This window comes from Brevibacillus reuszeri, from assembly GCF_002897295.1.
In the GTDB taxonomy this organism is placed as follows: domain Bacteria; phylum Bacillota; class Bacilli; order Brevibacillales; family Brevibacillaceae; genus Brevibacillus; species Brevibacillus reuszeri_A.
Genome location: NZ_BEXF01000001.1, coordinates 1 through 21,761, shown reverse-complemented (window position 1 = coordinate 21,761; position 21,761 = coordinate 1). Strand labels below are relative to the sequence as shown.

22 protein-coding genes, 1 rRNA gene and 1 riboswitch are annotated in these 21,761 nt (G+C 46.7%); of the genes, 7 read left to right on the top strand and 16 right to left on the bottom strand.

Features of this window, described 5'->3' with window-relative positions:
• Window positions 1-20: 20 nt before the first annotated feature.
• From C3B52_RS00115 to coxB, 7 genes are all read right to left on the bottom strand, one after another.
• Complete coding sequence (locus tag C3B52_RS00115) at window positions 21-407, bottom strand: PaaI family thioesterase (RefSeq protein WP_103104064.1); 387 nt, start codon at window positions 405-407, stop codon at window positions 21-23.
• Between the two features lie 97 nt (window positions 408-504).
• The gene (locus tag C3B52_RS00110; protein ID WP_103104063.1) at window positions 505-963 is read right to left on the bottom strand and encodes a PaaI family thioesterase; all 459 of its coding nucleotides are present in this window, start codon (window positions 961-963) and stop codon (window positions 505-507) included.
• Between the two features lie 2 nt (window positions 964-965).
• Complete coding sequence (locus tag C3B52_RS00105) at window positions 966-1,265, bottom strand: EthD family reductase (protein ID WP_103104062.1); 300 nt, start codon at window positions 1,263-1,265, stop codon at window positions 966-968.
• A gap of 250 nt (window positions 1,266-1,515) precedes the next feature.
• Window positions 1,516-1,833 carry a cytochrome C oxidase subunit IV family protein gene (locus tag C3B52_RS00100; protein WP_103104061.1) on the bottom strand — a complete coding sequence of 106 codons (318 nt, stop codon included), beginning with the start codon at window positions 1,831-1,833 and terminating at the stop codon, window positions 1,516-1,518.
• Between the two features lie 4 nt (window positions 1,834-1,837).
• Complete coding sequence (locus C3B52_RS00095; RefSeq protein WP_103104060.1) at window positions 1,838-2,464, bottom strand: cytochrome (ubi)quinol oxidase subunit III; 627 nt, start codon at window positions 2,462-2,464, stop codon at window positions 1,838-1,840.
• A complete protein-coding gene (ctaD, locus tag C3B52_RS00090; protein WP_103104059.1) occupies window positions 2,464-4,314 on the bottom strand; it encodes a cytochrome c oxidase subunit I in 1,851 nt (616 codons plus the stop codon). The genes C3B52_RS00095 and ctaD overlap by 1 nt, the downstream gene beginning before the upstream one ends.
• 59 nt (window positions 4,315-4,373) lie before the next feature.
• Entirely contained in the window at window positions 4,374-5,393 is a 1,020-nt protein-coding gene (gene coxB / locus C3B52_RS00085; protein WP_103104058.1) for a cytochrome c oxidase subunit II, read from the bottom strand.
• A gap of 330 nt (window positions 5,394-5,723) precedes the next feature.
• On the opposite strand from coxB, the gene C3B52_RS00080 reads away from it, so the two are divergent.
• Window positions 5,724-6,221, top strand: a complete 498-nt coding sequence (locus C3B52_RS00080) for an SDR family NAD(P)-dependent oxidoreductase (protein WP_103104057.1) — start codon at window positions 5,724-5,726, stop codon at window positions 6,219-6,221.
• Between the two features lie 77 nt (window positions 6,222-6,298).
• Here the strand turns inward: C3B52_RS00080 and C3B52_RS00075 are convergent, their stop codons facing one another.
• From C3B52_RS00075 to C3B52_RS00065, 3 genes are all read right to left on the bottom strand, one after another.
• Entirely contained in the window at window positions 6,299-6,649 is a 351-nt protein-coding gene (locus tag C3B52_RS00075) for a hypothetical protein (protein ID WP_103104056.1), read from the bottom strand.
• Window positions 6,650-6,777: 128 nt separating this feature from the next.
• Window positions 6,778-7,413, bottom strand: a complete 636-nt coding sequence (locus C3B52_RS00070; protein ID WP_103104055.1) for a SurA N-terminal domain-containing protein — start codon at window positions 7,411-7,413, stop codon at window positions 6,778-6,780.
• Between the two features lie 108 nt (window positions 7,414-7,521).
• Complete coding sequence (locus C3B52_RS00065) at window positions 7,522-7,941, bottom strand: hypothetical protein (RefSeq protein WP_103104054.1); 420 nt, start codon at window positions 7,939-7,941, stop codon at window positions 7,522-7,524.
• A 352-nt stretch (window positions 7,942-8,293) separates the two neighbouring features.
• On the opposite strand from C3B52_RS00065, the gene C3B52_RS00060 reads away from it, so the two are divergent.
• The 4 genes from C3B52_RS00060 (at window position 8,294) to C3B52_RS00045 (ending at window position 11,193) form a co-directional block, all read left to right on the top strand.
• Window positions 8,294-8,839, top strand: coding sequence for a hypothetical protein (locus C3B52_RS00060; RefSeq protein ID WP_103104053.1), 546 nt, complete (start codon window positions 8,294-8,296; stop codon window positions 8,837-8,839).
• Between the two features lie 118 nt (window positions 8,840-8,957).
• Entirely contained in the window at window positions 8,958-9,194 is a 237-nt protein-coding gene (locus C3B52_RS00055; protein WP_103104052.1) for a hypothetical protein, read from the top strand.
• Between the two features lie 116 nt (window positions 9,195-9,310).
• Window positions 9,311-10,054 (top strand): ABC transporter ATP-binding protein, encoded by a 744-nt coding sequence (locus tag C3B52_RS00050; protein WP_103104051.1) that lies wholly within the window; start codon window positions 9,311-9,313, stop codon window positions 10,052-10,054.
• Entirely contained in the window at window positions 10,051-11,193 is a 1,143-nt protein-coding gene (locus tag C3B52_RS00045; protein ID WP_103104050.1) for an ABC transporter permease, read from the top strand. The genes C3B52_RS00050 and C3B52_RS00045 overlap by 4 nt, the downstream gene beginning before the upstream one ends.
• An 84-nt stretch (window positions 11,194-11,277) precedes the next feature.
• Here C3B52_RS00045 and C3B52_RS00040 read toward each other — a convergent pair whose 3' ends face one another.
• The 4 genes from C3B52_RS00040 to C3B52_RS00025 form a co-directional block, all read right to left on the bottom strand.
• Window positions 11,278-13,002, bottom strand: a complete 1,725-nt coding sequence (locus C3B52_RS00040) for a methyl-accepting chemotaxis protein (RefSeq protein WP_103104049.1) — start codon at window positions 13,000-13,002, stop codon at window positions 11,278-11,280.
• 148 nt (window positions 13,003-13,150) lie between these two features.
• On the bottom strand, window positions 13,151-13,921 hold the full coding sequence (locus tag C3B52_RS00035; protein WP_103104048.1) for a class I SAM-dependent methyltransferase: 771 nt from the start codon (window positions 13,919-13,921) through the stop codon (window positions 13,151-13,153).
• A 139-nt stretch (window positions 13,922-14,060) separates the two neighbouring features.
• Entirely contained in the window at window positions 14,061-15,860 is a 1,800-nt protein-coding gene (locus C3B52_RS00030; protein WP_103104047.1) for an ABC transporter ATP-binding protein, read from the bottom strand.
• Complete coding sequence (locus C3B52_RS00025; RefSeq protein ID WP_235615550.1) at window positions 15,857-17,695, bottom strand: ABC transporter ATP-binding protein; 1,839 nt, start codon at window positions 17,693-17,695, stop codon at window positions 15,857-15,859. The genes C3B52_RS00030 and C3B52_RS00025 overlap by 4 nt, the downstream gene beginning before the upstream one ends.
• 122 nt (window positions 17,696-17,817) lie before the next feature.
• Here C3B52_RS00025 and C3B52_RS00020 point away from each other — a divergent pair, with 122 nt between their 5' ends.
• Together C3B52_RS00020 and C3B52_RS00015 are read left to right on the top strand one after the other, a co-directional pair.
• On the top strand, window positions 17,818-20,079 hold the full coding sequence (locus C3B52_RS00020; RefSeq protein ID WP_103104046.1) for a multicopper oxidase family protein: 2,262 nt from the start codon (window positions 17,818-17,820) through the stop codon (window positions 20,077-20,079).
• 123 nt (window positions 20,080-20,202) lie between these two features.
• Window positions 20,203-20,360, top strand: a riboswitch (cyclic di-AMP (ydaO/yuaA leader).
• A gap of 7 nt (window positions 20,361-20,367) precedes the next feature.
• On the top strand, window positions 20,368-20,943 hold the full coding sequence (locus tag C3B52_RS00015) for a CAP domain-containing protein (RefSeq protein ID WP_103104045.1): 576 nt from the start codon (window positions 20,368-20,370) through the stop codon (window positions 20,941-20,943).
• An 82-nt stretch (window positions 20,944-21,025) separates the two neighbouring features.
• Here the strand turns inward: C3B52_RS00015 and C3B52_RS00010 are convergent, their stop codons facing one another.
• Window positions 21,026-21,388, bottom strand: a complete 363-nt coding sequence (locus tag C3B52_RS00010) for a hypothetical protein (RefSeq protein WP_103104044.1) — start codon at window positions 21,386-21,388, stop codon at window positions 21,026-21,028.
• Between the two features lie 142 nt (window positions 21,389-21,530).
• Window positions 21,531-21,761: ribosomal RNA gene (locus tag C3B52_RS00005) — 23S ribosomal RNA — on the bottom strand; the annotation flags it as partial.

Here is a 21,761-nt window from a genome sequence, read left to right as displayed (position 1 = left end):
GAAAACATGCTGCTTTGCTTCTATTTTGTCGCTACCCGTGCATAGGTGCCAGTAGCAAATGCAACCAGCTTGCCATCACAAGTAACGCGTGCTTCCATTATGATCAGGCTTTTCCCCTGTTTCAATACCTTGGATTCCGCTTCCAGCAGCTCACCTCGTGCTGGGTACAAATATTGAATTTTACTTTCTACAGTGACACACTGCTGCACGCCGTTGACGTGAGGCGCTGCACCATGTCCCATTGCCACATCTGCCAAAGTAGCCGTTACACCACCGTGTACAACGCCTTCGATGCTATTAAAAAGGTCCGGGCGAATCTTGAGTGCTGCCTTGCAGCCCTGTTCATCTCTGTGCACGATTTCTATGCCCAGGTAGTGGTTGAAACGATTACGGTTTTCCTCTGCCATGTCTAGCGTCCCCTTTATCCTGCTTCAGCTGAAAACAGTGAAAGGAGCCTTAGCACCAGGCATTCGGCCTCCTCTCTCAGTTCTCTATTGCTATTGTCTATTCTTCGTCGATCTGGACGAAATACTCACTCTTTCGATATGCCAGCGCGTCCAATGTTGCTACCAAGCCATGCTCGGTCTCCACGCGAATTCGATACCACGCAGTCCGGTTATTTTTCTTCTCTTCTGTCGCTGTCGCTACCAAGCGATTGCCTTTCATAGCTGCTGCCAAAAAACCAATGTTCATGGAAAGCGCAACAGACGTCTTTCCATAGGAGTTACAGGCTGCTGCAAATACAAAGTCAGCCAGCGAGAAAATGATGGCACCATGAGCGGTACCGTGTGCATTAAGCATGTGATCCTCTACGATTACTTCTGCCGTCGCCGTTCCCTCTCCCAGCTCAAGCAGCTTGATACCGAGAAACTGTGCAAATTGATCTTGCTTCAGCTTGGCGCAAATTTCATCGTAATGCTTACGGTGAAGCTCTCGTTCATCAACGTACTGTTTTGTGCTCATGCTTATACCACTTCAGCAAAATGCATGGATACAAGTGGACCAGCAAACCCACGCAAATCTTTTCCTGCTGCGCGGCCTTCTGGAGATGACAACGCTTCCACCAGAGCTTCTTTTGATTCAAAATACATTTCTGCAATCAGATGAAGATCAGATTCACCCATCGGTGTACCGTATACTTTGCTCACTTCCATCTTGATCAAGCCTGGCATTGCTTCTGCCAATGGGCCATGTACTTCGAAGTAATGCTTGTCAAAAGCTTCGATATCCTCAGGCTTGCGATAAATAGCCACCAATTTCACCATCATGATCCCTGCTTTCTTTGCAATGTAGTTAAACATGTAACGAGCAATTAATATAACGTTATTTTAACGCACGTTTATATTTTTATTATATAAAGCCTTTGAAGCAGGTGCAAGTATTTTTCAAAAAGCGAGAAAACTCAGTCTCCCTTAGTCCTTTTTATGTGTAAAGATCAGCACTCAGAATCAGCTAGCAACAAACACCACAAAAAAAAGAGAACAGACTAATGTCTGTTCTCTCTATACCGAGCTTCTAGATCCAAACCCAGTAAACGAATACGATAACCGCAAGCAGAATTACGAACAATCCTGCAAAGATGCTGATACGTGCAAACTCATGGCCTTTTTGATCCATGTGCATCCAAACAAATAGCTGAAAGAACGCTTGAACAAAAGCCAAGATAACGATGAATGGTACGGTAAATCCGGCCGGAATCACTTCAAACGCTACTGCGATAAACGCCAGCGCCGTCAAGACGAGAGATCCGATAAAAGCAACTAAGTGTCTCTTTGGACCTTCGTGTTTCACTTTCGGCTTGCGTACCTCTTCATTATGAGCATGTGCTCCCATAGATTTATCCCACCTTTCCACCGATCATACCCATGAGATATACCACGGTAAAGATGAATACCCATACTACGTCAATAAAGTGCCAGTACAGGCTGGCCAGGTAGAACTTCGGAGCAGTTACTACCGTCAGGCCTTTTTTCACTGCAGAAACCTGCAACAAAATGATCCAGATAATCCCGAAGGCCACGTGACCTCCGTGGAAGCCGACCAATGTATAGAAGGCAGAACCGAATGCACTCGTTGATATCTTATGTCCTTCGTGCACATAATGTACGAACTCGTAAATCTCCAGTGCAAGGAAGCCCAGACCGAGCAATACAGTGATGGTCAACCAGAGTTGAATCTTTTTCAGATCTTTCTTGTGCAGTGCAAGTGTAGCCATAACGCTTGTCATCGAGCTGGTAAGCAGGATGAGTGTTGCAGCAGCAACAAGCGGCATGTCAAACAATTGTTGGGACGTAGGTCCGCCATTTGCTTGATCACGAAGTGCGATAAATGTTGCAAACAAGGAACCGAAAAGAACAGTCTCCCCACCAAGGAAGAGCCAGAAGCCAAGAACTTTATTCTTGCCTTCAAGGGTGGCTTTTTCCGGTTCGTCAGGCAATACTGCATTTGCATGATGTGTAGCCATTAAGCCTTAACCCCCTTCTCCTCGATTTCGTCTTCATGAATATGATATCCCGGATCGTCTTTAATCGAACGTGCAAACATACAAGCGAATGTAATGAGCATCCCGATTGCAACGACTACGTAAACGTGGTACATGAAACCGTATCCTGCAATGAACAGGCCAAGAGACATCAGGAATGGCAGGAACGATGGCGATGGCATATGAATGTCACCAAGCGGTTCAGCAGGTGTCATACCTTTGTTGCCAGCCATTTTTTCGATCCACAATGCATCCAAACCACGAACGAGCGGAGTCTGTGCAAAATTATACTCTGGAGGTGGCGATGGAATCGACCATTCCAGTGTACGTCCATCCCACGGGTCAGCAGGAGCACGTTTGGAGCTCTTTGCTGCTACCACACAGTTCACGAGGAACAGGATGGTACCGATCGTCATACCGAAAGCACCGATCGTACTAATAAAGTTACCAACATCCAGGTCTTGATCCTTGAGGTAAGTGAAGACGCGGCGTGGCATCCCCATCAGACCCAGGAAGTGCTGAGGGAAGAAGGTCAGGTGGAAACCGATAAAGAAAGTCCAGAAGTTCCATTTCCCGAGCGTTTCATTCAGCATCTTACCGAACATCTTCGGCCACCAGTAGTACAGACCTGCGAAAAGACCGAATACAAGACCACCAACGATTACGTAGTGGAAGTGAGCTACTACGAAGTAGCTGTCATGGTATTGGTAGTCAGCCGCTGGAATCGCGAGCATAACCCCAGTCATACCACCAATGGTAAAGGTAGGAATGAATCCTACTGCGAACAGATTTGCTGTTGTGAAACGAATTTGACCGCCCCACATGGTCAACAGCCAGTTAAAGATCTTGATACCAGTAGGTACCGCAATCAACATCGTAGCGAGACCGAAAAGCGTGTTGGCGATAGCACCCAGACCTGTTGTGAACATATGGTGAGCCCACACCATGAAGCCGAGGAAGCCGATCAGCGCAGTAGCGAATACCATGGAGCTGTAACCGAACAGACGCTTTCTTGCAAATGTAGAAACGATTTCAGAGATAACACCGAAAGCTGGGAGAATCAGGATATATACTTCGGGGTGACCGAAAATCCAGAACAAGTGCTCCCAAATGACAACGTTACCACCCGCATCCGGGTTGAAGAAGTTACCGCCAAACAGACGGTCAAACATCAACAGAACCAATCCGACGGTGATCGCCGGGAATGCGAACAGGATCAAACCGGACGTGATAAACGCGGACCAAGTAAACATTGGCATACGCATAAATGTCATACCTGGAGCACGCATGTTGATGATTGTAACCAGGAAGTTAATACCACCAATCAGCGTACCGATACCCGCAATTTGCAGACCCAATACGTAGAAATCTACGCCGCGGCCGCTATATTGATTCAAAGCCAAAGTCGTGTACGACGTCCAACCAGCATCAGGCGCTCCGCCCAAGAACCAGCTAGTATTCAGCAGCACTCCACCGAAGAAAAAGAGCCAGAATCCGAGTGAGTTAACAAACGGGAATGCTACGTCGCGTGCACCGATTTGAAGCGGAACAACAGCGTTCATCAGGGCAAAGATGACAGGCATCGCTGCCAAGAAAATCATTGTTGTACCGTGCATGGTGATCATTTCGTTAAACGTCTTGGCACCAATGACAGAAGACTCTGGGTACATCAATTGCAAACGAATCAGCATGGCTTCGAAGCCACCAGCCAGGAAGAAAATACCGCCAGCAATCAAGTACAGGATCGCGATCTTCTTATGGTCCACTGTCGTGAGCCAATCCCACAGCCCTGAGCGATTTGGTGCGGGTGCGTGAGAAGCATGTGCAGACACAGGTTTACCTCCTTTTAAGCGTCACTGCCTATGACGATTGTAAATCACTAACGTAGTAGTTACTTCACGCTGAGGGTAGACATGTAGTCAACCAGCGCTTTCACTTGGGCATCATCAAGGTTCAGGTTAGGCATGTTATTGCCCGGCTTCACCTTTTGTGGGTCCTTCAGCCACTCAGCAACGTTTTCAGGTGTATGTGCAAGAATACCTGCTACACGCTCACGATCTGCAAAGTTAGTCAGGTTAGGTCCCATTTTGCCGCCTTTACCGGCAATCGCATGACAGCCCAGACAGCTCTTATTGAAGATTTCTTGTCCTTGTGCTGCACTTGCAGCAGTAGCGGCTACTGGTTCTGCGGACTGAACGCCCTTCATACCAGCTGCCCACTTGTCAAAATCAGCTTGCTCCATTACTTCTACCTTGAAGTCCATCAAGGCATGGGACGCTCCACAGAGCTCCGCGCATTTTCCATAGTAAATGCCTGCTTTGTCTGCTTGCAGCCAAATTTTGTTTTCTTGTCCTGGGTTCGTATCGATTTTACCGCCCAGTGCAGGAATCCAGAATGCGTGCATTACGTCAGCAGAGGTCACATTGAATTGAACCTTTTTGCCAACTGGGAGTACGAGGTCTTGTGCAGTGGAAACGCCTAGCTCTGGATACTCAAATTCCCACCAGAATTGGTGAGCAGTGACCGTAACTTGTACGGCTTCCTCTTTTGAGTACACCTTACCAAGTGCAAAACCAGTCGTAACGGTTGGAATTGCCATGATAATGAGGAGCAGGAAAGGAATTACAGTCCAAAGAATTTCAAGTGCATGATTGCCTTCTACCTGTTTGGGAATACCTTGTTGTCCTGGACGCTTACGGTAACGGATAAGGACGTACGTAAAGATCAGCATTACGACAACAAAGACACCGATCATGATTGCGGAGGATAGCTTCATCAAGTCATACTGCATTGCTGCAACCGGACCCGAAGGCTTGAGCGCGGAGAGCTCATCTTTGCCACAACCGGTTAAGACAAGTGCCAGCAAACCAAACAGAGAAAGCTGACGCCAAAACTGTTGCCAACCCTTCATACCAATGAACCCCTCTTTCTTCGTGTTGGTAACGTTCTAGCCACGCTAGCAACTAGAAGTTGTATACCCTTTCATGATGCCCGTGAATGGCTATCTTTTACTTTCCCCAACTATAATACCCAATCAGGAAAAGTATTAGCAGTCATTCCAAAAACAAATAGAATAGGAAGAGGTATACACTTCTGCCCTTGCGTGGTAACCATATTAAGTATACATAAATTTTCCTTAATCTAAAGTCTATTTGTTATCATTTTGTTAACAAATTTATGAACAAATTTGTGAATTTTCCTGAGAAATGCGACCAAAACAGGAATCATTAAGGAGAAAAACATGCAAAAAAGGCCTGTAGCAATGGTCACAGGTGCATCAAGCGGCTTTGGAATGCTCACTTCGGTGGCTTTAGCAGAGGTAGGTTACATGGTAATTTCCACCATGCGCAACCCAGAGCTGCGTGACCCTCTTGACAAACTTGCAATGATAAAAAATGTATCAGATTTTATCGAAGTCATTCCTTTGGATGTCACTTCTGAAGAGCAAATTGTATCGGCAGTCTCTACCATCATTGCTAGCTACAATCCTCTTTCCCCTTACGCTGCGCAAACCAAGCAGATGATTTCTTATGTCAAGAAAATCAAGCAGCAGGCGCCCGATCCAGCTGAAGTGGTTTCTCTTATTGTTCGTGCCGCTACCACACCAAAGCCACGACTACGTTATCCAGTGGGACGTGGAGTTGGCTTTACCCTACTCGCTAAAAGCCTGCTACCGTGGAAATGGATCGAATATTTTGTGAAGACCAAAGGAATTTCTCCTGGCTCTGATTCAGAATAAAGAAGAAAAGAAAAAGGGTATCCACCGAAAGCTGCTTCTCTCCTTCGGTAGACACCCTTTTGTCCTAGGTGATCTTGTTATTCTTTTACGGTTCTGCCTGTTCGAAGCAGCCACGTATGCTGCAAATACTCGCTCACCCCAAAAAATATGGCAACAAAGCCTGCACCCATCGCGGTAATTTGAGCGTTCGGCAAAACGACGATACTTCCATATACAATGAGAAAGCCAATAATAAAATCAATAGCTGTCGTTATCCACAAGCTGCCCGGCGCAAGAATGGCCCACTCCAGAAAAGTACCCGCCAACGCCAGAATAAAGCCTACACCTACAGACTGATACAGGTTGGCGTAGTTCACTTCTTGAAACAGTGCATCTGCTACAACGACTAACACTGGACTTACAAGCAGCTTTACCAATAGACCGTCCACGTTCCATTGTCTCCTTTATTTGGGTGTGGTCTCAGTATGCCCTTGTTTGGCTACACCATGCCTTTTGACCGTGCCGTGTTGCTCGAATACCGCAAAAAAACCACCCTCAGGTGGTTTTGGTTTTGCATCTAGCCTTGTGCTGGTGCCTTAGTGGCTTTGTCCTCAAATGATGGGTCCAGCCATTCGACTTTATGATTGGCTTGAATGGAATTTAGCCATTGGTTGTAGTTTTCTCCCCGATTTCGATCGACGAGAGCTGCTTTTATCTGCTCCTTCACTTTGTCCAATTCAGGAGCAGGCGAGCCCATACTCGCTTTATTCTCTTCGTAATATTGCTTGATTTGCTCCTCAGTTACCGGGAAGGCCTTGTCCAACAATTTATCACGGGTCATAAGAACACTTAGCTTCTCACGCAGCTTTTGTTCATTCATCCCCATGTTTTTCAAGTAATCCTGGAAGGCTTGCTCTGAGCCGATCTGTTGTTTAATGGAATCAATTTCTTTATCCAACTCTTCTGGTGCTACCGTTATATTTTGCAGCTTGGCCTCCTGCTTAATTAAAGCCTGGGCAACAAGCTCTTGGATCATCTGTTTTCCGTACATACTTTTCATTTCATCATATAGCTGATATTGAGTAATCGAGGTATCGCCTGCTTTTACTAAAGCGGGGTCTTTGTCCTTCTCTCCTGCCTGGTAAACTCCCAATACAGCAAGTCCTGTCAACAGGATGGCAGCCGAGAGTATAGAAACATCGAACTTCTTCACTAGGTTAGCCTCTCTTTCAATGATCTGCCCCCAAGTATAGACAGGAGTTGCGGTAGAAAGATGGAATCGCTTTACACATCTTTTCCACAATTATGACGGAATTATTCTCTAGACAAAAAATCTCGCAAAAAAAGAAGTAAGAACGGAGGCAAGAACGGGTCCCAATATCGCCCATATTTGTAAAAACCGCTCTTGCTTTCTGCTTTTTTCTCCCTCAAGCAATTGTGCAAAATTTTCCTGGTACGATTTGTCTTTGGAGAGTAGCTGCTTAATGATCTCTTTTTCTTGATCTGTATTCTCTGACTTGAACTCTAACTCTGTCTGCAATTTGGTTATCGCCTGTAATAAATCTGCACGTACTTCTTCCATACGCTCTAATCGATGCTCAATCCGCTCTAGCCATTTGGTAGCTACGATCATTTGTCCCTCAAGCTGATCTATACGTTCCTCGAATTTGTCTAATCGCTGATAGATACCCTGTACTTGTCTGTCTACGTCTTTTGCTTTGTCATTTTGCTCCGACGACATGGGATTCACCTCCTCCGTTCTACTTACTTCTTGTTTATGTAACGGAGGAATCCATTGCTTGTACTGATATCCCTCTTTGTCCTAACTCGTGATAAAAACGGGCAATATCCGTCGTGTTTTTTCTATAAATACTTAACGAAATCGTCCAATCAGGCTATTTCCCCAGCTTAGGTTCATTCCGCTTAAAAATGGACAAATATCACATGTCATCTGCTTATACCTTGTCTGAAAGACAGACATACATTGGATTAGCAAGTTACGGGAGGTGACTCTATCTTTCGTGTAAAACAAAACACGAACAATCGAACAAATGCAGTTCAAAACGATCTGGTATCACGATTAGGTTTGAATCATGCAAAAAAACAAGAAAAAGGTAGGGATCTTTCTAATGGAAAAAGCTAGTATGAACTCGTTTATCGGCAGATCAGTCCGCATTGACAGAGGCGGACATGAATCTAGAATCGGTAAACTGATAGACGTAAAGGATGATCACTTCGTCGTACACATTGAAAACGAAGGAATGATCTACTACAAAAACGATCATGTCAAAAGCTTAACTTTGGATACGCGTGAAACAAATGACTATTACGAGGATTCTGAATCCACTTCTAAACAGCCCGCTCTCCTCTACATTGATGCAGATAATTTTACCTCTCTTCTCCAGAGCATGCAGTACTACTCGGTTCAAATTAATCGTGGTGGTCCAGAAAAAATTGAAGGCGTAATCGTTGACGCTACAGATTCTGAAGTTACTATGATTGTAGGAAACGAGCTCATCAAGCTGCTCCCCTTCCATATTCGCAACATTAGCTACAGTTCCAAAAACAATAACGAACAAAACAACAATAACAACAACGAAAGCAAAAGAAACAAGAACAACAGAAATTCGAGACGCTAATTACTTTATTCATTGCTGTCACGGATGCGACAAGGGCTCTGCCAGGACTTGGTAGAGCCAATTTTTCTATGCGCACTCCCGTATCAAGAAGGAAAAAATACGGAAGGAGGGCAGCCGTGTGATCCTTTCCCTTTTGATAAGCACGATTAGCGGAGTACTGATATTTTGGCTCGTAAAGCCAGCTGCATCAACTCATCCCCAAATAGACAGCTTGCCAACTGTTGCGCTACAGCCGACTTCGGAAAACACCCAAAAACATGCAAGCGACTATAGACATGATCAAGAAGACCTGGTTTTTCTTCATTATGACATGATGCAAAACCCAGTAAAAAGTATGGTGAATACATTGAAGTAAGGAATCTACAGGCACGCTTTGGAAAAAGGGTGCCCTATTTTATTTCTCATTCGATAATGGGTACAATAGAAGTTACTGCCCGACTGCATGTTTCGCAGACCAGAAAGGAGGAAACCATGCCAAACCTGTTAGACGTTCAAGGAGTAACCGGTGGCTACTCTGCCAGACACTCCGTGATCAAGGATGTTTCTTTTCACATCCAGCCAAAAGAAATCGTGGCACTCATCGGTTTAAATGGAGCTGGAAAAAGTACCACCATCAAACACATCCTAGGATTGCTTACGCCGAGCAAGGGCGTCATCACCATAGAAGGCAAGTCGTTTCAATCAGCACCGGATACATACCGCTTCTCGTACGGATATATTCCTGAGTCCCCGATTTATTATGAGGAGCTGACTTTGTGGGAGCATATTGAGCTTGCAGCTATGAGCCACGGCCTGGAACACGACGTTTTTGTTGAACGAGCTGTACCTTTGTTAAAAGAGTTCCGAATGGAAAAAATGAAGGATCGATTCCCACAGCAATTTTCAAAAGGGATGCGCCAAAAGCTGATGATCATGATGGCGCTGTTAGTACAGCCGAAGCTCTACATCGTCGATGAGCCTATTTTGGGGCTAGATCCGCTCGGTATCCGTTCTCTTTTATCGTGGCTGAATCAGTGCAAGGAGCAGGGCGCTGGCATATTGATGTCCACCCATATTCTTGCGACCGCCGAAAAATACTGTGATCGTTTTATTATCATGCACAAAGGGGAAATTCGCGCGCAGGGCACTCTGGAAGAGCTGCGAAGCATCACCGGACTATCTCATCACTCTTTGGATGATATTTATTTACATATAGTAGAGGATGATAACGAATGAACGTCGATGTTGATGCGCTATTTCGAGAGCGACAAAAACGTTTTTTCGAAGAGGTTGTCCGCTATTCGGCGTACATTGCCAACGGTGGTCTGCTGTTTGTCATGCTCTTTATGATGGGCCTTCTTTCCCTCTATTATCGCAGCCTGGTCGATCTGATTCCCGTCTGGTTTCCGGTGCCCTATTTTCTTGCTTTTGTGATTGCCACAGTCGTCACCCAAAGCAGACACCGCACGTTTTTGCTAGAAGCTGATTTACTGTTTTTAACTCCTGTGGAAACAAAAATGAGTAGCTATTTTCAAAAGACACAACGTTACAACTTTTTTGTTCAGAGTATAGGACTGTTCCTCGTTCTGCTTCTGTTCTCTCCCCTATATGAGCTGGGCTTAAGCGGTACAAGTGGACAGCTGTGGTTTTACTGGTGCGTCCCTTTTGTTCTAAAGGGCTGGAATATATACAGCAGCTGGATTTGCCTCCGGCTCCCGGATAAAAAGAGAGAATCGCAATACGCTCTTGCTCGCTTTGCCTTTACGTTTTTTGTGCTCGCCTGGGTATTCGGAGAAGGCAGACTCCTCACCTATCAGGGCATTCCTTATGCGGGTATTATATGCATTGGGATCGTGATCTGGTTTCACGCTCGGCTGCACGCGATTAAAAAGAAGCATTCGCTCCAATGGTACCGTCTGCTGGATGTAGAAAAGAGCTTACGCAGTAGATTTTATCGGATCGTCAATCAGTTTAAGGACGTTCCCTGGCTGCAAAATGAGGTGAAGCCTCGCCCATGGCTTGTCCCGATCACCCGGCTTGTCTCCTACGGCCAGGCGAATGCGGCAAAGCTGCTCGTCTTGCGGACGTTTATTCGTTCAGGCGGCTATGCTGGTTTGTATTTCAGACTGATTCTGCTCAGTACATTCCTGATTTTGGTGCTGCCCAATCTGTACGCCAAGCTGATTATCGGCCTGCTCTTTCTCCTCATGTCGGCTATCCAATTAAAAGGTCTGTCCAGCCATCATAAAAAGCGCAACATGTATTCGCTGCTTCCGATCAACGACCAGCAGCACAAGCATGCTTTCACCTGGATACGCCGCGTCCTGCTGACGACCCAAGGCACTGTGAGCCTGCTGATTATCCTGTTGTTTTAGTTTTAGCTTTAGCAAAGCCGCGGTATAAAAAAGCTCTTCCCGTAGCTACGTCTGCAGCTAACGAGAAGAGCTATCTTTTTTGGATTACAAGCGGAATGTGTCTACTTTATTGCGTAATTCTTGAATACTGTCTGCTACTTGCTCGGTTTCGGCAACAAAATGATCGACATTGCTGCTCACCTCATGGATGGTTGCCGAGACTTCCTCGGTTGCCGCCGCTGTCTGCTCTGAAATCGCTGTGACTGTCAATACAGACTCATTTACTTTTTGCTGACCGTTTTTCATCGCCTCCACGTTGGAGAGGACATTTGCCAGCGAGGCTTTGAGAGTAGCTGTCATATCAGAGAGAGCCGTAATGCCTTGGGTAACCGAATCAAGTCGCTCAGTTCCGGCATTGTACCGGTCAAGGGTAGCTGTAGTCTTGTCCGTAGCCTGCTTGACCTGATGCTGGATATCCTGGATGCTCTCCTGAATGACAAGAGTCGCTGCTCCTGTTTGTTCCGCCAATTTGCGCACTTCATCGGCAACAACCGCAAAGCCTCTGCCTGCCTCACCAGCGCGTGCGCTCTCGATCGCCGCGTTGAGAGCCAACAAATTCGTTTGTCCTGCAATTTGCTGAATCGTTACAATCACGTCATTAATCCGATTTGATTTTTCCTCCAGTATTCGCATCGTTTGCTGTACATCATGAAACTGCTTGTTCGTCTCTGTTCCATCTGCTAAAAACTGTTGTAGCACCTTGTAGCTGCCTTGTCCGATTTCCGAGACCTGATTCGAGATGCCATCCATTTCGTCGATCGCACGGTTTAGTTGCGCCAGCTCCCCGAGGAATTCCTGTACGGTCTGCACGGTCGTTTCCATCGCTGTAGCCGTCTGTTCATTCCCGAGCGCGATTTCCCCGCTGGCTACCACTACATTTTTATTTTGCTCACGAACAGAGGTAGCACCTTCGCGGATCGAGCTGGACATCTGATCGATCCGCTCTGTCGTCTCCTTCACACCACCAATGATATGACGCAGCTGGGTTGTCATCTCTCCAAAAGCCACGACAATTCGGCCAATTTCATCGTTTTTATTCGAAACAGCAATTTGTGTGGACGTAAGGTCTCCCGAAGCAATTCGTGTAGACGCTGCTTCCACAATGCTCAAAGGGCGCAGCATTTTTTTGACGGTAAAATAAACCGCGAGCAAAGCAATCAAGGTAACAGCAATCATCGCGATGATAATGCGTGGCATAGTACTGCTGAGTACCAGCTCACTGATCATACCTACCTTGTCGGCAGCTGTATCTACGCCAAGCACGCCAATCACTTGCCCCGACTTGTCCTTGAGTGGAACAAACGAGCTGAGGTAATCACCATACACCGGATCAGATACGATCGACGTGCTATTCGTACCACCCTGCAAAGCATTCGCGATATCCGCAGGTGTAGTCGTCGTCGTTGCCTGTCCGATCGAAGCCGCACCTTCTGCTCCTTTTTCCATTCCATCTACCATGATTTTTACCTGTCCATTGTCATTCTGCAGGATATAGACATAGAGAGAGCCTGTTTTTACCGCATATTCAAGTAAATTATTGCGAATAGACCAGTACTCTTCTCCTTCCGTGGGATTCGCTAGAAATCGCGCATACGCCTCCGTATCAATCCCTTCTGCAATAGTAAGTGCAGTGGCAATACTGGAACGGGAGAGCGTCTGTTCTACGGTGGTGGTGCTGTTTACATTGATCATAAAAATGTTGATCGCCATCATGAGTGCCACAATCACAGCCACAAGTGCAACAACCCGCGTTGCTAAACTCTTACTCATCTGCTTCACGTCTCCTTCTCCGTCTAAGGGTAGTTTTATCAATTGAAGGGAGGCTGCTTATTCCACCATGTGAAAAAGCACCCTATTGCTGGGTGCTTTGGTCTTGCGCGCTCCCACACTGTCTTATCGACAATTGGGAATCACTTTTTTACAGTTTTCGGCCTGTCTGTGCCACGATGATAAATCGATGGGTCGGAATATCGACGTATCCGGCATTTTGCAGGTCATAATGAAGTGAAACAAGCTGATCTGCATAGCGCTCAATGGTAAAGTCGTGAATTTGCCACTCGATCGCTTTCAAGTAGTAAATAATCGCTCCTACATCGTAAAAGCGCGTAAAGGCTTCTTCCTCTTTTTGCTCCAAAATGCTGAAGCCCGCCTCTTTCAATTGATTGGTGGCGAAGGTCAAATCCCAGTGAAGATAGTCTGTCGGGACCGGGGCACCTAGTAAGTGGTTCAGCTTATGATTATCTTTGCCGCCTACCTGCTGCGTGATAAAAATGCCCTCTGGCTTCAGCAGACGATAAACCTCAGACGGTAAATAGGACTCATGGCGATTAATAATCAAGTCCATCGATTGGTCTGGAAGTGGCAGCTCGTCGTCTCCATCTAAAGAAATAACATGAACACCTAGTGGCTCCAGATTTGCCCTGGCGACTTCTACATTGGGCAAATAGCCTTCCGTAGCAAAGGTCTTGCTGGGCAGAGGCTGCAATTTGCTCAGCAGCTCCCCTCCCCCGGTACCCATGTCCAGAAGTGATTGGATCCCTCTCATTCTTTGCCGCACCACGCTCGCATAGTTCCAGCTTAGTGGAGCTTCCTGCATTCTGCCTGTTTCTGTTAGTCGCGAAAAGTTCCATCCCTCAAATGGGACATTGATTTCTTCTTGAAATACACTCATCCAGTCCTTTTCTTGCATCTTTTCTTCTCCTCCGTTTTCCCAATCGAATCTTTTCTTCTCTTTTCGTTAAAAAAGGAAAAGCGGTGGAGCACGAGAACGCGGCCTGCGTTGTTATGTTTCTACAAATAAGAAGTACATGCGCTTTTTCACTCCAATCTTATTCCATTACACGAAATGAAGAGCTGACAAGGTTGTAATAAGCACCTTTTTTATTCATGAGCTGCTCGTGATTTCCTTGCTCAATCACTCTGCCGTGATCAAGCACTACTATTTTGCTTACTTCGCGTATTGTAGACAGCCGATGGGCAATCACGATGGCTGTTCTCCCCAGCAGGAGCCGATTTAGCGCACGCTGCACCCTGACCTCGGTCTCTGTATCAATACTTGCTGTTGCTTCATCCAAAATCAGAATTCGCGGGTCGGCGAGCAGCGCACGGGCAAAAGAAAGCAGCTGCCTCTCTCCCTGCGAAAGCACATTCCCACGTTCTTCCACCTCTGTATCATAACCTTTTGGGAGCCTGCGAATAAAGAGGTCAGCCCCAATTTCTTTTGCCGCGCGCATCACTTCCTCATCAGTTGCCCCTGGACGCCCAAAGCGAATATTCTCCATAATGGTTCCCGAAAAAATGAACGTTTCCTGAAGCACAATACTAACTTGCGAGCGAAGCGTATCCAGCTGAACCTCCCGAAGATCGGCCCCATCTATCCGAATACAGCCACTGGTCGGGTCGTAAAAACGGCAAATCAGATTCACGATGGATGTCTTCCCAGAGCCGGTATGCCCGACAAAGGCAACCGTCTCGCCCGCTCGAATGTGCAAGCTGATATCATGCAGCACGTCTCTTTTGCCATCGTAGGTAAAGGATACGTCAGCTAGCTCGATCTCGCCCCGGATGACGCCCAAATCGATTGCCCCCTTTTTCTCGGGTACAGAAGGCTTTTCGTCCAGAAATTCAAAGATTCGCTCTGAGGAGGCCATCGCCATCAGTAGCTGGTTGTACACTTGGCCGAGGCGTGAAATTGGCTCCCAAAAGTTACCTAGATAATAAGCGAAGGCGACAAATACACCTACTGAAATATCATCCGCTTGGATCAATACGGCTCCAAGTCCGATCAAAATCGCCGTGCCAATCGCACCCGCCATGTCTACTACAGGTCGAAACGTTGCACTTCTCTGTGTAGCGATTCTCCACGCCTCGTAGTTATCCTGATTCATTCGCCTGAAAAAAGCAATGTTCTCCTGCTCCTGTGTAAACGATTGTGTCACCCGAATCCCTTGGATGCTCTCATTCAGATGTGAATTAATGCTCGATTGCTTGAGCCTGACCTTTTGCCAGGAAAGCCGAATTTTCTTTCGCAGCTTGATCGATATCAAAAACATCAAGGGAAGAACAATCATGATCCCTAGTGTAAGTGTCGGACTGAGGACGAACAACATCACTACGATCCCAATCAGAATCGTGATATCGATAAAAATGTTGACGACACCGTTTGTAAACAGATCCTGCAAGGAATTGATATCATTTGTAATCCGTACGATGATAGAGCCCGCTGAGCGGCCATCAAAAAAGCGGTGCGACAGCCTTTGAATATGTGTAAACAACTGCTGGCGAAGATCGAATATAATCGAATGACCAAGCTGATTTGTCCAACGAATACGCAGGGCACTTTCAAACCACCCGAGCAAATACAGCCCCAAAATGATGCCAGTCAAGCTCACCAGATAGCCCCAGTCCTTTTTCTGAATCGCCTCATCAATTGCTATGCTCATCAAAAAAGGAACGCCAAGACGGACGATCGTCACCGCAACCAGTGACAAGACGGCAAAAGGGAGCCACTTGTTTAAGTACGGCTTCATATATCCAGCGAGTCTCGCCATCTGTGACCAGTTGTAAGGCTTATCGATGACATTGTCGATCGAATACTGAAACCTCTCCTGCCCTTGCCTAGTCGTCATGTCCTGCTCCACTCCCCCGTCCGCTCATGAATAGCTGTGAGATGATCCTTGTACTGGATCTCATAGATTCGCCGATAGCTTCCCTCTGGCAAAGCAAGCAGCTGTTCATGGGTACCCCTTTCCAGCACATGACCGCGGTCTAAGACGACGATTTCGTCGGCATGCTTCAAGGAAGATATCCGATGCGCAATAATAAAGGTCGTGCGCCCCACCATCACCTCGTGTAATGCCTGTTGAATCCGGAACTCCGTCTCCATATCAACTGCGCTCGTCGCATCGTCTAAAATCAGAATGCTCGGCTTGGTTAAAAAGGCTCGGGCAATCGCAATCCGCTGCTTTTGCCCCCCTGACAAGCCAAGCCCCCTCTCTCCTAAAAGTGTGTCATATCCATCCGGCAGCTCTGCAATAAAATCATGTGCCTGCGCATACTTGGCAGCGATGATTACCTCTTCGAGCGAGGCTTGAGGATTTCCGTATGCAATATTGTCGTAAATCGAGCAGGAAAACAGAAAGGACTCTTGAAAAACGACGCCGATATTTTTTCGCAGCTCTTGATGCTCGTAGTCTGCGATGTCCTTGCCGTCTATTAAAATCGTACCTGCTGTCGGAGTATAAAAGCGTGAGATCAGCTGCGTGATCGAGGTTTTTCCTGCTCCTGTAGCGCCGATGAAACCGATGACCTTTCCGGGAGGAGCATCAAAGCTAATCGTATGTAATGCCTTTTCGTTCTTCTCATTGTAGGCCAGGCTCACCTCGATAAACGACACGTGTCCATGCAAGACCTTTCGATTGGACATCACTGCCTCTTTTGCACCTGGAGCATGATCCGGTTCATCCAGGACCTGTAGCAATCTTTCTCCTGCTGCCTTCGATTGGGAGTACGAATTAAGTATAAAACCGAGCTGCATCAACGGACCGATGATAAACCAGACCAGACTAAAAAAGGCAACCAGCTCACCCAGCTTCATCTGATCATGAATGACGAGCCAACCGCCGTACGCCAATAGCGCAACGACACAAATATTGCCGATCAGCTCCATGATTGGAAAAAAAGCACTCCAAATTTTCGCTGTAGAAATGTGATTGTCCTTATAGCTTTGATTTTTGCCCGTAAAGGAGGAGATCTCAAAGCTTTCCTGTGACAGCGCCTTGACGGTGCCGATTCCGCTAATATTTTCCTGTACCTTGGTCGTTAATGCGGAAAAAGCCTCCCGTATTTCCTTGAAGGCCACATGGACTTTCTTATCAAAACGGTAGGCGGTAATGGCTACAAAGGGCATCGCAATTAACGTGACCAAAGCTAGCGTTGGATGCAAATAAAGCATGATGGCAAAACCAAATCCGATAAGCAGCAAAAAGTTCAAGCACTGAGCCAAACCAAACGACAGAAAAAACCGAAAGACCTCGACATCACCCGCAAGTCGGGACATCAGGTCACCTGTCTTGGCACTGTCATAATAACGAAAAGGCAAATATTGCAGCTTGGTGTACAGCTCATTGCGAAGCTCATAAACGGTAGAGACTCCAAACAAATCCCCGAAATACTGGTGGTAATAGACGGCGATTCCCTTTATCCCCATCAGCACAATAAACCCGATAGCTAAATAAGGAACCTGCCCGTACTGCCCCTGTCCAAAAACATCATCGATCGTGTACTTCAAAACAAGGGGATAAATGACTGTCACACTTGTCACGACAAACAAGGAAAGAATCGACACCAGAAATAATCGTCTATAGGGCCAGTAGTAATCCTTTAACCGTTTAAACGTATCCAAAAGAACGCTCCCCCCAGCTGTAGGATTGATCTTTTGATGTATACGTACGATTGCAGCCATTCAGCACGGGCACCTACAGGTTCAGACCTGAGACGGAGGGAAAATACTGCGCGGGTACGTTTGGGCATCGGCCGTTCCTCTATATCATAAAAAGCGTACTCATAAATCGGGAGGAACTGTTCATGTCAGAATTTGAAACACTCGCCGGGGTCCATCAAGGGCTCTTTGTGCTCTTATTGCTCGCTACGCTCCTTCCAGCTTGTAAAGCTAAGGAACTTGTTTATGCCCAAACTACCCGTTCCTTGAAAAAAAGTGCCGGGTGGACGCTGTTTTTCTTTGTTTTGGCACTACTGCTGTTTGCCTTCCAGGTGTTTGTTACGTGGTCTCTTTTTCATTCCTTTGGCTGGTTGTACATAAAAGACAAGGTGATCGGTTTTTTGCCGCTGCTTCTGCTGCCACTTGCTGCCAGTCTGTTGATTTCGGTTCCGCGACTATCTCGTTTAGTGATGGGACATATTCGCCAAGACAAGCAACAGGCGACTTCTGCCCCACTTACTTTCGATACAGCCTCCGCCAAAGCATGGGATGAGCCCCTACTGGACGAAGCTGTAGAAAATCTCCCAACAACAACAGAGGTTGACGGTTTTCGTGAGACAGCAACCACTTTGGAAGCACCAACTGGTAAAAGCGCACCACTGCCGACAGATGCAGTCGATGCTGCATGGAGAAGGGATGCCTCTGCCCCTGAAATGATCGTGCCTCTACAGGCAGCTGCACTGGGTGCTTTGATTGCCCTCATTCTTCAATTCATGTTTCCTGCTGTTACGTTGGAGATCAATAAGCTGGCCATTGCGTGGGGCGCTTTTGTTACAGGTGTCTCTCTCCTGTGGATTTTACACTCATGGCGGCAGCATCGCGCTTCCCGTCCTGGTGAGCTGCGTCGACCACATGCCGTACTTCGTTTTTTACGCACTGTTTCAATTTTTCTTCTGTTGGGAACGAGTGGTTACTTTTGGGGGCATCAAGAATTGCTCGCAAGCATATTGCCCGATCAGCTAAAAATGGTTGACCATTCTGCATCTGCTGCGGCTCACGAACAGCACTCCGCCCCAGCGACATCTGGCAAAACGGTAAGTGTCACCGATTTGACGGGACCTCATACGGGTGAACCGGATCGCCAGTTTACGTTGACCGCTCAAAAAACAACGATTCAGCTTCCCTCTGGAAAAACAACCGAGGCTTGGACCTTCAACGGTAAATATCCTGGACCTGAGCTGAGAATGAAACAAGGTGAGCTCATTGAGGTTGTCTTAGAAAATAAGGATATATCGGATGGCGTAACCATTCACTGGCATGGATTGAATGTACCAAACGCAGAGGATGGTGTTGCCGGAGCTACACAGGATGCCGTGATGCCTGGTGAGAAGCATGTATATCGATTTGTCGCCAAGCAGACAGGAACATTCTGGTACCACTCTCATCAACAAGCTTCTGTCCAAGTTCGGAAAGGACTTCTTGGTGCACTCGTCGTAGAACCAGCGGAGACAGAGCAGCCTGTAGCCAGCTATAAACGCGACCTGACACTGGTTCATCACAAGCTGGCGGACGGGGGCATCACGTTGTCCGGACGCGATACGCTCATGCTCGATACTGTCTCACCTGGTACGTCAGTGCGGCTGCGTCTCATCAATGCGGATAACTTTCCTGTGACCTTTCAATTGCTCGGCACGCCTTTTCAGGTAATCGCCATTGACGGGAATGATGTGAAAGAGCCGAATCTGATTGCCAACCAAGCCTTGAAACTAGCTGCAGGTGGAAGATATGACGTCTCCTTTACCATGCCGAATCGCCCTGTATTCTTTGCGCAGAGTAAACAAGCAAATGGAAAGGGATTATTGCTGAGTCCTGACGGCACAGGCGAATTGCCAAGCATGAATACAGAGCTTCCTCTGTTTGACCCGACACGCTATGGCAGTCCGCAATCGCTGCCTTTTGATCTGAATACCCGCTACGATCGCGAATATCTCATGCTGTTTGATCTTCAGGTTGGATTTTATGACGGACGTCTGGATGGCTTGTGGACGATCAACGGCAAGGTATACCCAGAAACACCGATACAGGTAGTCAAGGAAGGCGATCTGGTGAAAATGACCTTTGTCAACCGCAGCTTCACGGATCATCCGATGCACCTGCACGGACATACAATGCTGGTTCTTAGTCGTAACGGGAACGCCGTAACAGGCAGTCCATGGTGGACGGACACCCTCAATGTGGCGCCAGGTGAAACGTATGAAGTCGCATTCCGCGCCGATAATCCAGGTCTGTGGATGGATCATTGTCATAATCAAGACCATGCTGCTTTGGGTATGTCGATGCATCTTTTGTATGAGGGGGTTACCTCGCCCTTTGAGATGGGGCGAGGGACTCGCAATCATCCTGAGTGAAGACACTTGCTTGGAGCTGTAGTGAGTCTCCACCCTCTCAATAAAACAAAAGGTATTCTTATTAATCCTACCAAAATTTATGGGTTTCTTTCGCCGGTGAATCTCTGTTATTCTAGGTCATGCCAAACAAAACAGCCGAAACTTCCTCTCGAATGGAAGTGCGGGGGATCTTTTTTACTTGCAGATGAGAGATCTGCATGGGGTGAATCGCCAAAGTGCGTAGGGTTGTTTCCTCAATCCGAATCCGTCAACTAACCTCGTAGGCAAAAAAAAGGAGACGATGTGAATATGAAACGCCTTGGTACTATTGCAATCGCGACATTGGGATTGGGATTTGTTCTTTCGGGCTTTTCTAACACAGCTTCTGCCGCTACCACATATCCGCAATACGGGTATCAACCATATATGCAACCTGTCCAACCGCAAATGCAAGCACCTTACGCAGCGCCAGCGAGTCAACAGCAGCCAGTAAAACAAGCTAACCAACAAGTGGATGCTTCTACTGTTGGGAAGCAAGTAACTGATTTGGTGAACCAAGAGCGTGCAAAAGCAGGTCTGAAGCCTGTGGAACTGGATGCTTCCCTGAACAAAGTTGCAAAAGCAAAAGCGGCTGATATGTCCAACAATAACTACTTTGACCATACAAGCCCTACGTATGGCTCTCCATTTGATATGATGAAACAATTCGGAGTATCTTATATGACCGCGGGTGAGAACATCGCCATGGGTCAACGCAACGCTGAGGAAGTCATGAACCAGTGGATGAACAGTGAAGGACACCGTCAAAACATCATAAATCCTTCCTTCACCAAAATCGGTGTAGGCTTTGTGAATGGATACTGGGTACAAGAATTCATCGGATAATGAAATTGGATATAAAAGCCGAGTCCTCTAGTAGGACCCGGCTTTCTGGTTTTTTCCTGGATAAGCAGATACTTGTGTACTGTTATAGCGAAAAATCAGTCACGCCTTTCTTATAGGCATATTTCAGAGTGTATGTTTCTCCGTCCTCAAAGGGCATCGTTGCAATTTTTATTCGAGTATAATCAAGCCTGTGTTCTCTGAGCACTCTTTTTATCAAGGCAATACTTTGCTGTTCATCCGTAATGACACAAAATATGTTAAGTACATATTTATCCGGGTCAGACAAGCATTTCCCCATATCAAAGCCATCGACATAGCCAAGTTCAGCATCAGATAAATAAATATTCAAATATTCCATTACTTTATTTTTTAACCATTCATCTCGTTGGTTTCCTTTTACGCTTTTCAAGGGATACTGCAGCACTAACCAAAATTTTTCACTCATTCAAATTCACCACCGTACTTTTGTATTGTGCTCATTATAAATGCTACAGGATAGCGTTAATAAACCTCAATAACAAAAAAACCATCCTGCTCGGATGGCTAGCTCATTCCTTGAAAACTGGATCTGCATGATTGCTAAGAGTGTGGATAAGTCCTCGACCGATTAGTATTCGTCAGCTCCACGTGTTACCACGCTTCCACACCGAACCTATCAACCTCATCGTCTATGAGGGGTCTTACCAGCTTGCGCTGTGGGAAGTCTCATCTTGGAGGGGGCTTCACGCTTAGATGCTTTCAGCGCTTATCCCTTCCGCACATAGCTACCCAGCTGTGCCACTGGCGTGACAACTGGTGCACCAGCGGTGCGTCCATCC